The organism is Marinobacterium sp. xm-d-530 (genome assembly GCF_013283365.1).
Classification (GTDB): Bacteria; Pseudomonadota; Gammaproteobacteria; order Pseudomonadales; family Balneatricaceae; genus Marinobacterium_E.
Genome location: NZ_WBYM01000004.1, coordinates 183,861 through 197,381 on the forward strand (window position 1 = coordinate 183,861; position 13,521 = coordinate 197,381).

Below are 13,521 nucleotides of genomic sequence, written 5' to 3' on the forward strand. Positions count from 1 at the left end.
AATGGATCAGCAGAATCTCTACCAGGGGCTGACTCAAGATGAGGCGCTGACACAGGTGCGTGATGAGATCGATCAGATTGATCAAGAGATTCATGCTCTGTTGAACAAGCGTGCTGAGTGTGCCCAAAGAGTGGCTGATATTAAGCATAACTTTGGTGCGAATTCGCCGGTTTTTTATCGACCTGAGCGAGAAGCGCAGGTGCTTCGTAAAGCGATGCAGCGCAATCAGGGACCACTTCCTGATCAGGAGATTGCACGTCTGTTCAGGGAGGTGATGTCGGTCTGTCTGGCGCATGAGCACCGTATGAATGTTGGGTTTGTTTCAACCTCTGAATTAGATACTGAGCAAGCTGCTCTGAAACAATTTGGTCACTCGGTTGAGCCTATTGCATTCGCTAGTGCATCGGAAACCTTGCTGAGCTTAGCGCAGGGAGCGTTGCACTACGCGGTTCTTTCAGTAAATAGATTGCCTGAGGTCTTGTCGTTATTGGTGACTCATCAGTTAAACGTTGTTGGTGAAGTCACTCTTCATGGTGATGAGGCGTTTTTAGTGGTGGGGCATCAAGAGGTTTCGGCATCGGGCGATGATAAAACAGCATTGATTGTTGAGAGTGCCGAATCAGTGGTTACTGATTCGAAGCGAAATATCACCGATGGATCCCTAACCTACATGGAGCTTGATGGCGCTAGGTCGATTGAACAGCTTCAGTCTTTGTTGGGGCCAGAACTTAACTTTCACTACCTGGGTCTTTTTCCCAAAGCGGTTTTTTAGGAACTAAAATCGTGTCTGTAGATCAAAAAACTTTAGCAGTATCGGGTGTTCAACAGTTAACACCTTACCAACCAGGGAAGCCCATCGAAGAGCTTGAGCGTGAGCTGGGGATTACTGAGTCGATCAAACTGGCCAGTAATGAAAACCCTTTGGGCCCAAGCTCTATCGCACTTAAAGCAGCTATTGATAGTCTACAAGATGCAACGCTCTACCCTGATGCGTCGGGAACAGAGCTAAAACGCACCTTGAAGGCTCATTATGGGCTAGCAGAGGATCGTTTAACCCTGGGTAATGGATCCAATGATCTACTAGAGCTGATCGCTAGGGTGTTTGTTTGTCCTGACGATGAGGTGATCTACTCAGAATACGCTTTCATTGTCTATCCGCTGGTGACTCAGGCCTGCTGTGCCGTGTCCGTAGTTACCCCAGCCAAAGAGTATGGTCACGATCTAGACGCTATGGCTAATGCCATTACTGACAAGACGCGTCTTATCTTCTTAGCCAATCCCAATAACCCAACCGGCACGGTCTTCTCTGAAGACCAGTTTCGCGCGTTCATGGCTCGTGTGCCTGAGCAGGTTATAGTGGTTTTGGATGAGGCTTACACCGAATATTTAACGGCCGAACGTATGCCGAACGGACTGTTGCTAGCTGATGAGTTCGATAATTTAATCGTAACTCGAACTTTTTCCAAAGCCTGGGGCTTAGCAGGGCTTCGTTGTGGTTTTGCTTATGCTTCAGTCGCCGTTACCGATCTGTTAAACCGTGTTCGTCAGCCATTTAATGTCAGTATTGCGGCATTGGCAGCAGCTCAAGCGGTTCTTTCGGATTCTGAATACCTGAAGAGAAGCCAAGAGGTAAATCAGCAGGGCCTTAAACAGATATCCGAAGGGCTCGCTGAATTGGGTGTCAGCTATGTTCCTAGTCAGGGCAACTTTGTCTTGATCGATTTGCAGCAGCCTGCCATGCCGATCTACCAATCCATGTTATTGGAGGGTGTCATTACGCGCCCAGTTGGCAATTACGGACTCCCTAATCATCTTCGGGTCAGTATCGGTCTTGAGCACGAAAACGCTCGCTTCTTGAAAGCCCTAGCTGAGGCGCTTGCTTAATGTCGTTTAAAGCTGAGCGCCTATTAGTCATTGGACTGGGTCTGATCGGCGGCTCTTTTGCGCGTGCTGCAAAAGAGTTGGTTAGCGTTCAGCATGTGATCGGTTTCGATCTCAATCAAGAGGAGTGCGACCTAGCGTTGGCTCTCAATGTGGTTGATAGCATCGCAACGGATCTTGAATCAGCGGTAAAACAGTCTGATCTCATTCTATTGGCCGTTCCAGTCAAAGCGATAGAGAAGGTGATGCTGCAGATCGCTCCTTGGCTAAAGCCTGAGGCGATCTTAACCGACGTTGGCAGTACAAAGCTGAATATTCTTGAAGCGGCTAAAGCTATTTGGCCTGAGGGTCTGCCAACAGGATTTATACCTGGCCACCCGATAGCGGGCGCAGAGAAAAGTGGTGTATCGGCATCGCAAACGGATCTTTTCAATCATAAAAAAGTGATCTTAACGCCTCCTGAGGGAGCCTCTAGCGAAGCGACGCTAACTCTGGCCCGAGTCTGGCAGGCAATTGGTGCTGAAGTGGTTCAAATGGAGCCTAAGCGTCATGATCAGGTCTTAGCGGCGACCAGCCATTTACCTCATCTCTTAGCTTTTTCACTCGCAGATACCTTAGCAGCAGAAGCTGAGAGTACCGATATCTTTCGTTATGCGGCCGGTGGCTTTAGAGACTTTACCCGAATTGCAGCCAGTGATCCGACCATGTGGCATGACGTCTGTTTCGCCAACCGTGAGCAGTTGCTAGAGCAGATAGATCGCTTTATGACGGGTGTGCAAGATCTAAGAGCTGCTGTTGATCAGGGTGACAGTCTACGCTTATTGGGCATTTTTACCCGTGCTAAAGCCTCCCGTGAACATTTCTCTTTGGTATTAGAGCGTGCTGGCTATGCTGAGCTCAGAGGTGATGCCATTGATACGCTGGTCTCATCTCCCACGGCTAAGTTGAGCGGTGAGTTACGAGTGCCCGGCGATCGTTCAATCTCGCAACGCGCCATTATGTTGGCAGCGATTGCCGAGGGTGTCTCCGAGATCGAGGGGTTAATTGAGAGTGAAGATACTCTAGCAACGATTCAGATCTTCCGTGATTTGGGCGTGGTTATCGAAGGTCCACACCAAGGTAGAGTAAGAGTGTTTGGTGTGGGTCTAAATGGACTGCAAGCGCCGTCAGCGCCTCTCTATTTTGGTAGCTCAATGACCTCGTTAAGAATGTTGTTAGGTCTACTCTCTGCTCAAGACTTCGATGTGAGGTTAACGGGCAGTGAGCAGTTATCCAAGATCTCGCTGCAAGAGATTATCGATCCACTGACACAGATGGGTGCCTCCATCGACAGTAATACAGGCTCGCTGCCAATCACTATTAAGGGTGGTCAGCGCTTTAAATCGATTACTTATGCGCCAAGTCATGCCAGTGCTCAGATTAAAGGTGCATTATTGTTGGCGGCCATCAGTGCGGGTGTTGAATTAGAGGTTTATGAGCCGAATACGACGCGTGATCACACTGAACGTCTCCTAGATGCCTTTGGTGTTCAATTGGTGAGAGAGGGGCGTCGACTGTTTATCGAGTCGGGCGTTTCGCTAAAAGCCTGTTCGGTTCAGGTACCAGCGGATCTGAGTTTCGCCTTCGCCTTCGCGGTGGGTGCTCTTTTACAACAAGAGTCGAGTCTGGTTATTGAAAATGTCAGTGCGAATCCCACTCGACTTCACTCTTTGCGTCTACTTGAACGCATGGGTGCGCACATTGCGCTGAATAACAATCGTCATGCGGGCGGTGAGCCGGTCGCTGATTTAGAGGTAAAAGCCTCGTTGTTATCAGGTATCGAGTGCCTCTCATCTGAGTTGGCCTCGGTTGGGGATGATCTCCCTCTACTGCTGTTAGCGATGGCGTCTGCTCAGAGTGATTCGACTATATTAGGTATCGATCGAATTCCAGAACGACAGAGAGCCCTATTCAAGACGACAGTGGATGAGTTAAGTAAAGCGGGTGCCGACATCAGTATGTCACATACTGATGTCACTATTTCGCCGGTTTCAGATTGGCGTCCCTGTGAGTTGGAAGCTGCAGAGCACCCAGCACTTGCACTCGCTCTACTGATGTTAAGTTTACGTTTTGATCGTTCCATCCGAATTAACGGATGTCGAGCAATCAGTACCGCCTTTCCTGAACTGATTGATCAGGCGCGAAGGGTCGGTATTAAATTGATTGAGGAGTAGTGGATGGATCCACTCAATAATGAAAATTCATGCCCTATCATTACCGTTGATGGGCCAAGTGGTTCAGGTAAAGGTACGATCTGTCGATTGCTGTCGCAGGAGCTTGGTTGGAGCTTGTTGGATAGCGGGGCTTTGTATCGCCTGACGGCTTTGGCTGCGAACCATCATGGTGTTGATCTTAGTGATGTAGAGGCACTGCAGGTGTTGGCTGAGCATCTCGATGTGCGCTTTGTTGCCTCTGAACAGGGCGATGAGGTGACTATTTTACTTGAAGGTGAAGAGGTCACTCATGCTATTCGTGCGGAGCAGATAGGTAACGATGCCTCTAAAGTGGCCGCTATTACTGAAGTGCGCTCTGCACTGTTGAAACGTCAACGCGATTTTGCTCAATCCCCCGGCTTGGTGGCCGATGGACGTGATATGGGAACCGTTGTATTTCCTCAGGCACCGTTGAAGATCTACTTGGATGCCTCCGCAGAGGTTCGCGCGGATCGTCGTTATAAGCAGTTGATAGATAAGGGGCTGAGTGCTAGCCTTGAAACTATATTAGAAGATATTCGTGCGCGAGATGATCGTGACATGAACCGTTCGGTTGCGCCACTTCGCCCAGCCGATGATGCCGTGATTCTCGATAGTACATCTATGTCTATCGATGAAGTTATGAAAACTGTGCTAGAACAAGCACGCCACAAAGGGTTGCGTTAGCACTCCGTAAACTGAGGCTTAGACCATGAGCGAAAGCTTTGCAGATCTGTTTGAAGAGAGTCTTGAACAGGTCAATATGACACCAGGTTCCATCATTACTGGAACCGTAGTAGGTATTGAAAATGACTTTGTTGTTGTAACAGCGGGTCTTAAGTCAGATGGGGTTATTCCCATCGATCAGTTTAAAAACGCTGCAGGTGAGCTTGAAGTCGCTGTTGGTGATGAAGTGCAAGTGGCGCTTGAATCCCTAGAAGATGGCTTCGGTGAAACCAAACTTTCGCGTGAACGTGCCAAGCGTGCAGAAGCATGGGCTGTTCTTGCAAAAGCGTATGAAGCTGGCGAGACGGTTACTGGTCGCATCAGTGGTCGTGTCCGTGGCGGCCTAACGGTTATGGTTAACGGCATCAACGCCTTCCTACCGGGTTCTTTGGTGGATACTCGCCCACTGCGCGATACCAGCCATCTTGATGATCAAGATCTAGAGCTTAAAATTGTTAAACTCGATGAGAAGAGCAACAACATTGTTGTGTCACGCCGTGCGATTCTAGAAGAGGCCAACAGCGAAGAGCGCGAGAAGCTGCTTGAGCAGATGGAAGAGGGCGCAACGCTTAAAGGTATTGTTAAGAACCTTACTGATTACGGCGCGTTCATTGACCTTGGCGGTATCGATGGTCTTCTTCACATTACCGATATCTCTTGGAAACGTATCAAACACCCAAGTGAAATGCTTAATGTTGGTGATGAGATCGACGTTAAGGTTCTTCGCTACGATCAAGAGCGTAAGCGCGTATCCCTAGGTATGAAGCAGTTGGCTGCAGATCCTTGGACTACGGCTATCGAAAACTATACTGTGGGTCAGCGCGTTACTGCTAAGGTGACTAAGCTTGCTGACTATGGCTGTTTTGCACAGATCGGTGAGGGCGTGGAGGGTCTAGTTCACGTCTCAGAGATGGATTGGACTAACCGCAATATCCACCCATCTAAAGTTGTTCAGGTTGGCGATGAGGTTGAAGTTCAGATTCTCGATATCGACCAACAGCGCCGCCGTATCTCTCTAGGTATTAAACAGTGCCGCGAAAATCCTTGGAATGCCTTTGCATCGTCAACGAATAAGGGTGACAAAGTTTCTGGTACTGTCCGCTCAATCACTGACTTCGGTATCTTCATCGGCTTAGATGGTGGTGTAGACGGTCTAGTTCACTTATCTGACATCTCTTGGGATGAGTCTGGCGAAGAGGCCGTTAAACGTTTCAATAAAGGCGATACGGTTGAAGCGGTTATCCAGCAAGTGGATGCAGAGCGTGAACGTATCTCTCTGAGCATTAAAGCACTTGCCTCTGATCCATTTAGCAGCTTTGCTGAAGCGAACGGTAAGGGCTCTAAAGTTACCGGTACGGTTGTAGCAGTGGATGCTCGTCAAGCTGAAATTGAAGTGGCTGAAGGTCTAAACGCTATTTTGAAAGTGGCTGAGTTTGCCCGTGAACGAACTGAAGATCTATCTGCAGAGCTCTCTGTGGGTGATAGTGTTGAAGCGATTGTGATCAATGTTGATCGTCGTAATCGTTCTATCTTCTTGTCAGTTAAAGCGATTGAAGCCAAAGAGCAGCAAGAAGCACTTAAAGCGGTTCAGTCTGCTCCAAAAGATATGGATGTAGGCGCAACGACCATTGGTGATCTCATCAAAGAGCAGATGGGTAAGAAAGAGTGATAGAAAACAGGGTGAGCTTATTACCCTGTTTTCAGTATCGATAGGAAGTGGGTATGACTAAGTCTGAGCTGATCGAACGCCTAATAGACAAACATCCGGAACTCTCTGTGAAAGATGTCGAGTTGGCAGTGAAAATCATGTTAACTCAAATGGCTGATACCTTAGCCGATGGCGAGCGTATTGAGATTCGCGGATTCGGAAGCTTCTCACTTCACTATCGTGCCCCCCGCGTCGGTCGCAACCCAAAAACGGGTGAATCCGTTTCTCTGCCGGCCAAGCATGTACCACACTTTAAGCCTGGCAAAGAGCTGCGCGAGCAAGTGAATGCAAGCTTGAAAGATGAGTATTAAGTTTGAGAGCGATTAAACTTCTTATCACGTCAGCGATTGCTCTGTTGGTTCTTTTAACGGGCATTGTTCTCACCATTCATAATACAACACCCGTCGTCATTGATTTGGTCTGGGTGAAGCTACCCGAAGCAAGCCTATCGATCTGGTTGATCATCTCAATGGTTGTCGGCCTGTTAGTCGGTATTCTATTGACCAGTGCACGAGTGCTGACACTGCGTGCTAAATTGCTCAATTCGGCTCGTAAGTTGCGTAATGCTGAGCAACAGATTGAGACGTTGAATCGTGAGGTTCAACGAGGCGCAGAATGAGTGCCAACTCCCCCTACCTAATTTTTCTCTTTCTACTGATTGCCGTTGCCATAGGTTGGTACCTGGGTAATCGACGCCTGAAAAGAAAAGATCGTCGCAATCAAGCACTACCACCAGCCTATCTGTCGGGTCTTGATCACCTCATTGATAACCGAACGGAAGAGGCGATCGAATCGTTCATTCATGCCCTTGAGGTTAACTCTGACAATTTGCCGGCACACATTGCGTTGGCCAAGCTGCTGAGGCGTAAAGGCGATATCGATCGTGCCGTTCAAATTCATGAGCGCATGTTAAAGCGTAAAGATCTCTCAGTTTATGATCGTCAGCGTGTGAAATTGGCCTTAGCACGAGACTTTTTTGCTCTAGGCTTGCTAGATCGTGCTGAAGACGCTGCTGCACCGCTAGCCAAACAGACCGACTATCCAGAACTAAGATATCGCGCCATCGTTCTGCTAATCCGTCTCTATGAGCAAGAGGGTGAGTGGCATCAGGCACTGCAAAGTGCTGATATTTTGCCAAAGAAAAACCGCAAAGAGCTGGTTAATGAGCTCTCACACTATCACTGTGAACTTGCCCAAAATCACATCTCTAATGGTGAATTAGATCCAGCACTAAAAGAGTTAGAGCTAGCGCTATCAACCGATGCAAAGTGTGTTCGAGCCAACCTCATCTCAGCCCGAGTATTCATGTTGAAGTCGCAATGGCGTTCGGCGATAAGAGCCTTGCAAAGCATTGCCGATCAAGACCCACTGTTTATACCAGAAACACTCAATCCGCTCAGGCGATGTTTTGAGGCTTTAGGTGATGAGCTTGGTTTGAGCCAGTATCTCAATGACTTAATGAAGCAGCACCCCTCAACCAGCGTGATGCTTGCCTTGGCTGAGTTGAAAAGAGACAGGGAAGGGGTTTTTGCAGCGGGCCTATTTATTACTGAGGCGTTGAAGAGTCGCCCATCGGTGAAAGGGTTTAACCGACTCATTGATATGCATATTGAGCATGGCTCATCCAGTGCACGAGAGAGTCTGTTGAATTTGCGGTCGTTGACGCAGCAGCTCGAGATGTCAAAACCGGTCTACCGCTGTGGTCATTGTGGTTATGCAGCACGCAGTTTGGTTTGGCAGTGTCCAAGTTGTAAGCGATGGGGTAGTATCCGCCCAATCCAAGGTTTAGAAGGTGAATAGAGTGTCCATTGAAGATAACAAACGCGTTATTGTTGCCCTAGATTATCCAGAAGCTGATGGCGCCATTGCGATGGCTAAGCAGTTAGATCCTGCGGTCTCTCGTGTCAAAGTGGGTAAGGAGCTATTTACTCGTTGTGGGCCCGATGTGGTTGAACGTCTGCATGCTCTCGGTTTTGAAGTCTTCTTGGATCTAAAGTTTCATGACATCCCCAATACCGTTGCAAAAGCCTGTGGTGTTGCAGCCGAGCTGGGGGTCTGGATGGTTAATGTCCATGCCAGTGGCGGCCGTCGAATGATGGAAGCGGCTCGTGAAGAGGTTGAGAAGCGTAGCCAGGGGCCGCAACGTACCTCCTTGATCGCGGTGACCGTGCTAACGAGTATGGAACGCAGCGATCTGGCCGAGATGGGTTTGGATATCGATCCCATTGATCAGGTTAAGCGCTTAGCCGCACTGACAGAGAGTTCAGGGCTCGACGGTGTGGTCTGTTCAGCACAAGAGGCGGCTGCGATCAGAGCTCAAGCCTCCGATCAGTTCCAGCTTGTGACCCCAGGTATTCGTCCAGCGGGTTCCGTGGTCGGTGATCAGCGTCGCATCATGACACCTGCTGAAGCAATCGCTGCAGGTAGCACCTATTTGGTGGTTGGGCGTCCAATAACCGGTTCAGAAGATCCTAAAGCCGCGGCCATTGCGGTGCAGTCAGAAGTAGATTTGGCTTTAGGTTCAAGGTAAACACTTTGAGGTGTCTGGCCTTTAGCCTGACACCTCTTTCAAATGACACTCATTACTGGATAACCGCTGTTAAAGTGGTGTCAGGCTGAAGCCAGACACCTTACTGCGAAAAAATGTAAATATTTTTTGGTGTTTTTTGATCCATGGTCTAGTGTGAATAGTGAGAGTAAGGATTGCTCTCATTTCAAATAAGACATGGAGGTTCACTATGAACATCAAATCTCTCTCTACACGAGTTTTTGCACCACTCTTCTTTACACTGTTTTCATCGACTGCGATGGCAGGTTATCCGGTTAACATTAATTCAGCAGATGCCGTTGAGCTGGCGGATGCTTTGGATGGGATTGGCCAATCTAAAGCTGAAGCGATTGTTGCTTACCGTGATGCGAATGGTCCGTTTAACTCTGTTGAAGCGCTCACAGCAGTTCGTGGAATAGGTGTCGCCACCGTTGAGAAAAATGTGGAATACATTCTTCTTGAACCGGCTAAACCTATGAGTGAATAACGAATAGTGCTTAGGAGGCTCCAGAGGGGCCTCCTAAACCTGATTAAAGTACGAAGAAGAGTGTGAGAGGAATGAATGCCAGGCTGGCTAAATTTCCGATCAGTACAATAGAAGCAACCGTCTCAGGTTGCTGATTGTAGCGCTCAGCAAACATATAGTTCAGAACCGCCGGTGGCAGTACGCTAAATAACACAATGTAGGCGGTGAACTCTTTAGAGAGACCCATAATCCAAGCAAAGGGTATCGCGAATACTAGGCTGCTTAATGGTGAAAAGATGGCTCCATAGACACCGATCTTCCACTGGCTTAGATCGACACTGATCATCCTTACCCCTAATGCAAACAGCATCAATGGAATCGATATCTGGCCCAACATATCGATGGGTGTAGCCAGCCATGTAGGCAATGGCAATTTGAATAGCGCCCAAGCTAATCCAGCAAAGGTTGATAAGATAATCGGATTCTTAAAAAGCCCTGTGAGTTTGGCGTTCTCATCAACAATATGAATGCCCAGACTGAAGTGCAACAGGTTGCTCACTAAGAACATCACCACAAAAGCGGCAAGGCCGGCATCCCCAAAAGCCAGAAGTGCTAGAGGCAGACCTAGGTTGCCACAGTTGTTGAACATCATTGGCGGAACAAAGGTTTTAGAAGAGATGCCCAGAAGCTTCGCAACCGGTTTCATCACTATTCCTGCACCTAGCACCATGACGATCGACCCTAACGCTAGATCTAAGTGTGCGTACAGATCAAAACTCTTTCCAGCCATAACACTGAATATAAGCGCCGGCAAAAAGATATCCATGTTGATGCGGTTTGCGACTTGTAAGTCGGGATTTGCCTTTCTTGCGTAAAGGTAGCCAGCAGTGACTATGGCAATGATTGGAAATACGGTTGAGAAGACCCGCTCAAGCAGTAATAGAAGATCGGCGCTGGTTGTCATTGAGAGTCCTGACATCAAAAAAATAAGTATGGCAAAGGATACTCCAAATAGACTCAATTTTTCATATAACAAAACGTTACTATTGAATTAAATTGGTTATTTATTTCGCATATGCGTAAAAACTTTCAATTATCCGTAGCAAAAAGAGGGTGTTGTCGTAATAGTGCTACACTTGTCGCTAAAATCTGAAATATCTCTGGACTAAAGTCGAGTGCCTGTGTAGTGTTTTTACATAAATCAAAGCTAGACGCAGATTGACTGCGCTTCAAACGATCAACCAGGTACCTTTTTTACAAGGTCCAAGCGTCAACGGAAATGGCGCAAAAGGGAGAGTACTGTGAACGAAATCATTGAAGATATCGACCCAATTGAAACGGATGAGTGGCTTCAGGCTTTAGAGTCAGTTGCGCAACATGAAGGCAGCGATCGAGCGTCTTACCTTCTTAGAAAATTGGGTGCCAAAGCGGCTGAGTTAGGTGTTGAAAACTGTTCAGAGTTGAGCACACCCTATAAAAACACTATAGCGCCACAGAACGAAGCGCCTCTTCCTGGTGACATATTTATGGAGCGCCGCATCCGTTCCTTCATCCGCTGGAACGCGATGGCGATGGTGATGCGAGCGAATGACAACGATGAGGGACTTGGCGGTCACATCTCTTCATTTTCATCTTCAGCAACACTTTATGATATCGGTTTTAACCATTTCTTCCGCGGTAACGAAGGCGAGCAAGATGCTGATATGGTCTTCTTCCAAGGTCACATCTCACCAGGCATCTATGCACGTGCTTACCTTGAAGGTCGTCTGACTGAAGAGCAGTTAGACAACTTCCGTCGTGAGGTCGATGGTAACGGTCTATCGTCATACCCACACCCTTGGTTGATGCCTGATTTCTGGCAGTTCCCAACCGTCTCTATGGGTCTAGGTCCAATCCAAGCCATTTACCAGGCACACGTGATGCGTTACATGTCTGCACGTGATTTGGTTAAACGTGGTGATCGTAAAGTTTGGGCATTCTTAGGTGATGGTGAGTGTGATGAGCCAGAGTCCTTGGGTGCTATCTCACTGGCTGGTCGCGAGCAGCTAGAGAACCTTATCTTTGTTGTTAACTGTAACTTGCAGCGTTTGGATGGTCCGGTTCGTGGTAACGGTAAGATCGTTCAAGAACTGGAAAGTGTCTTCCGTGGTGCAGGTTGGAACGTTATCAAGTGTCTGTGGGGTCGTCACTGGGATCCGCTGTTTGAGCGCGATAAGACAGGTCTGCTGCAAAAGCGAATGGATGAAGTGGTCGACGGCGAACTTCAGAATATGAAGGCGAACGGCGGTGCTTACACACGCGAGCACTTCTTTGGTAAATACCCTGAGCTTCTTGAGCTGGTTAAGGATATGTCGGATGACGATATCATGAACCTTAACCGTGGCGGCCATGACCCATACAAAGTTTACGCTGCCTACAAGGCTGCGGTTGAGCACAAAGGTCAGCCAACGGTTATCTTGGCTCAAACTGTTAAAGGCTACGGCACGGGTAAATCAGGTGAAGCGAAAAACGATACTCACTCGATGAAGAAAGTTGCGCTGGATGATCTTAAAGATTTCCGTGATCGCTTCAATATTCCGGTTGAAGACGATCAGCTAAAAGAGCTGCCATACTACCGTCCAAGTCCAGATTCACCTGAGATGAAGTACATGTTGGGTGCACGTGAGAAGCTTGGTGGTTTCTATCCAATTCGTCGCACAGAGTTTGAACAGCTTGAAGTGCCTGCTCTGGATACCTTCGCAGGTCAGCTTAAATCGAGTGGCGAACGTTCGCTATCAACACAGATGGCATTTAACCGTGTGCTAAGTTCTATCGTTAAAGATAAGAATCTTGGTGAGCGAGTCGTGCCGATCGTCCCTGATGAAGCACGTACCTTTGGTATGGAAGGTATGTTCCGTCAGTTGGGCATCTACACCTCTGAAGGTCAGAAGTACGTACCGCATGACCATGACCAGATCATGTTCTACAAAGAGAGTAAGTCAGGTCAGATCCTTGAAGAGGGTATCAACGAGTCGGGTGCATTCTCTGCATGGCTGGCTTGTGCAACAGCTTACTCGAACAGTAACTGCACATTGATTCCGTTCTACATCTTCTACTCAATGTTCGGTTTCCAACGTGTTATGGACCTAACTTGGGCGGCGGGTGACTCACAAGCGCGCGGTTTCTTGATTGGTGCAACCTCAGGTCGTACGACGTTGAATGGTGAAGGTTTGCAACACCAGGACGGTCATTCACACCTGATGGCACAGATGATTCCAAACTGTATCTCTTACGACCCAACCTACGGCTATGAAGTTGCGGTGATTGTGCAAGACGGCATGCGTCGTATGTATCAAGAGCAAGAGAACAAGTTCTACTACATCACTACCCTTAATGAGAACTACCAGCATCCTGAGATGCCTGTCGGAGCTGAAGAGGGGATTGTTAAAGGTATCTACCTGCTTGAAGAGGGTAAGAAAGCGGACCTTCGTGTTCAGCTGTTCGGTTGTGGTTCAATCCTTCGTGAAGTGCGTGAAGGTGCAACCATCCTTCGTGAGGAGTTTGGTGTTGAGGCCGATGTCTGGAGCACAACATCGATCAACGAACTGACTCGCGATGCGATGGAAGTGAATCGCTGGAACATGCTTCACCCAGAGGAGCAGCCACGTGAGTCCTTCCTAGAGCAATCTTTGAAAGGTCACGAGGGTCCCGTTATCGCTTCTACAGATTACATGCGTATGTATGCTGATCAGCTGCGTGAGTACATTCCACGTCGCTACAAAGTACTGGGTACTGATGGTTTCGGTCGTTCAGATACTCGCAGCAAACTGCGTAGCTTCTTCGAAGTTAACCGCTACTACGTCGCTGTAGCAGCGCTTAAAGCACTTCAGGAAGAGGGCAAAATCGAAGCTTCAGTTGTCGCTAGCGCGATTCAGAAGTTCAACATCAACCCGGATAAACCAGCGCCTTGGACGGTTTAAGT

Annotated in this window: 12 protein-coding genes; 11 read left to right on the forward strand and 1 reads right to left on the reverse strand. The window is 48.2% G+C overall.

The features are described from left to right. Nucleotide 1 precedes the first annotated feature (1 nt). From pheA to XMD530_RS08215, 10 genes are all read left to right on the forward strand, one after another. Nucleotides 2-772 (forward strand): chorismate mutase, encoded by a 771-nt coding sequence (pheA, locus tag XMD530_RS08170; RefSeq protein ID WP_173506313.1) that lies wholly within the window; start codon nt 2-4, stop codon nt 770-772. An 11-nt stretch (nt 773-783) separates the two neighbouring features. Beyond that, complete coding sequence (gene hisC / locus XMD530_RS08175; protein WP_173507005.1) at nt 784-1,884, forward strand: histidinol-phosphate transaminase; 1,101 nt, start codon at nt 784-786, stop codon at nt 1,882-1,884. Beyond that, nucleotides 1,884-4,094 (forward strand): prephenate dehydrogenase/arogenate dehydrogenase family protein, encoded by a 2,211-nt coding sequence (locus tag XMD530_RS08180; RefSeq protein WP_173481314.1) that lies wholly within the window; start codon nt 1,884-1,886, stop codon nt 4,092-4,094. The genes hisC and XMD530_RS08180 overlap by 1 nt, the downstream gene beginning before the upstream one ends. Nucleotides 4,095-4,097: 3 nt before the next feature. After that, nucleotides 4,098-4,799, forward strand: coding sequence for a (d)CMP kinase (cmk, locus tag XMD530_RS08185; RefSeq protein ID WP_173481313.1), 702 nt, complete (start codon nt 4,098-4,100; stop codon nt 4,797-4,799). 25 nt (nt 4,800-4,824) lie between these two features. Then, entirely contained in the window at nt 4,825-6,507 is a 1,683-nt protein-coding gene (rpsA, locus tag XMD530_RS08190; RefSeq protein WP_173483080.1) for a 30S ribosomal protein S1, read from the forward strand. Between the two features lie 53 nt (nt 6,508-6,560). Further along, complete coding sequence (locus XMD530_RS08195) at nt 6,561-6,857, forward strand: integration host factor subunit beta (RefSeq protein WP_173481311.1); 297 nt, start codon at nt 6,561-6,563, stop codon at nt 6,855-6,857. A gap of 2 nt (nt 6,858-6,859) precedes the next feature. Further along, the gene (locus tag XMD530_RS08200) at nt 6,860-7,165 is read left to right on the forward strand and encodes a LapA family protein (protein ID WP_173483079.1); all 306 of its coding nucleotides are present in this window, start codon (nt 6,860-6,862) and stop codon (nt 7,163-7,165) included. Continuing rightward, nucleotides 7,162-8,346 (forward strand): lipopolysaccharide assembly protein LapB, encoded by a 1,185-nt coding sequence (lapB, locus tag XMD530_RS08205; protein ID WP_173507006.1) that lies wholly within the window; start codon nt 7,162-7,164, stop codon nt 8,344-8,346. Before XMD530_RS08200 ends, lapB begins: the two co-directional genes overlap by 4 nt. A gap of 1 nt (nt 8,347) precedes the next feature. Then, nucleotides 8,348-9,076, forward strand: a complete 729-nt coding sequence (pyrF, locus tag XMD530_RS08210; protein ID WP_173507007.1) for an orotidine-5'-phosphate decarboxylase — start codon at nt 8,348-8,350, stop codon at nt 9,074-9,076. A 208-nt stretch (nt 9,077-9,284) separates the two neighbouring features. After that, the gene (locus tag XMD530_RS08215; protein WP_173507008.1) at nt 9,285-9,581 is read left to right on the forward strand and encodes a ComEA family DNA-binding protein; all 297 of its coding nucleotides are present in this window, start codon (nt 9,285-9,287) and stop codon (nt 9,579-9,581) included. A 43-nt stretch (nt 9,582-9,624) separates the two neighbouring features. Here XMD530_RS08215 and XMD530_RS08220 read toward each other — a convergent pair whose 3' ends face one another. Then, nucleotides 9,625-10,524 (reverse strand): AEC family transporter, encoded by a 900-nt coding sequence (locus tag XMD530_RS08220; protein ID WP_173483077.1) that lies wholly within the window; start codon nt 10,522-10,524, stop codon nt 9,625-9,627. A gap of 337 nt (nt 10,525-10,861) precedes the next feature. Between XMD530_RS08220 and aceE the strand changes: the two genes are divergently transcribed. Next, nucleotides 10,862-13,519: a pyruvate dehydrogenase (acetyl-transferring), homodimeric type gene (aceE, locus tag XMD530_RS08225; protein ID WP_371731750.1), complete on the forward strand. Its 2,658-nt coding sequence runs from the start codon at nt 10,862-10,864 to the stop codon at nt 13,517-13,519. The last annotated feature ends 2 nt before the right edge of the window (nt 13,520-13,521 follow it).

Excerpts from the sequence above, each read along its gene's own strand:
- pheA (WP_173506313.1), top strand. The coding sequence starts at position 2 with ATGGATCAGCAGAATCTCTACCAGGGGCTGACTCAAGATGAGGCGCTG.
- lapB (WP_173507006.1), top strand. The coding sequence starts at position 7,162 with ATGAGTGCCAACTCCCCCTACCTAATTTTTCTCTTTCTACTGATTGCC.
- rpsA (WP_173483080.1), top strand. The coding sequence starts at position 4,825 with ATGAGCGAAAGCTTTGCAGATCTGTTTGAAGAGAGTCTTGAACAGGTC.
- cmk (WP_173481313.1), top strand. The coding sequence starts at position 4,098 with ATGGATCCACTCAATAATGAAAATTCATGCCCTATCATTACCGTTGAT.
- XMD530_RS08215 (WP_173507008.1), top strand. The coding sequence starts at position 9,285 with ATGAACATCAAATCTCTCTCTACACGAGTTTTTGCACCACTCTTCTTT.
- XMD530_RS08195 (WP_173481311.1), top strand. The coding sequence starts at position 6,561 with ATGACTAAGTCTGAGCTGATCGAACGCCTAATAGACAAACATCCGGAA.
- XMD530_RS08220 (WP_173483077.1), bottom strand. The coding sequence starts at position 10,524 with ATGACAACCAGCGCCGATCTTCTATTACTGCTTGAGCGGGTCTTCTCA.
- XMD530_RS08180 (WP_173481314.1), top strand. The coding sequence starts at position 1,884 with ATGTCGTTTAAAGCTGAGCGCCTATTAGTCATTGGACTGGGTCTGATC.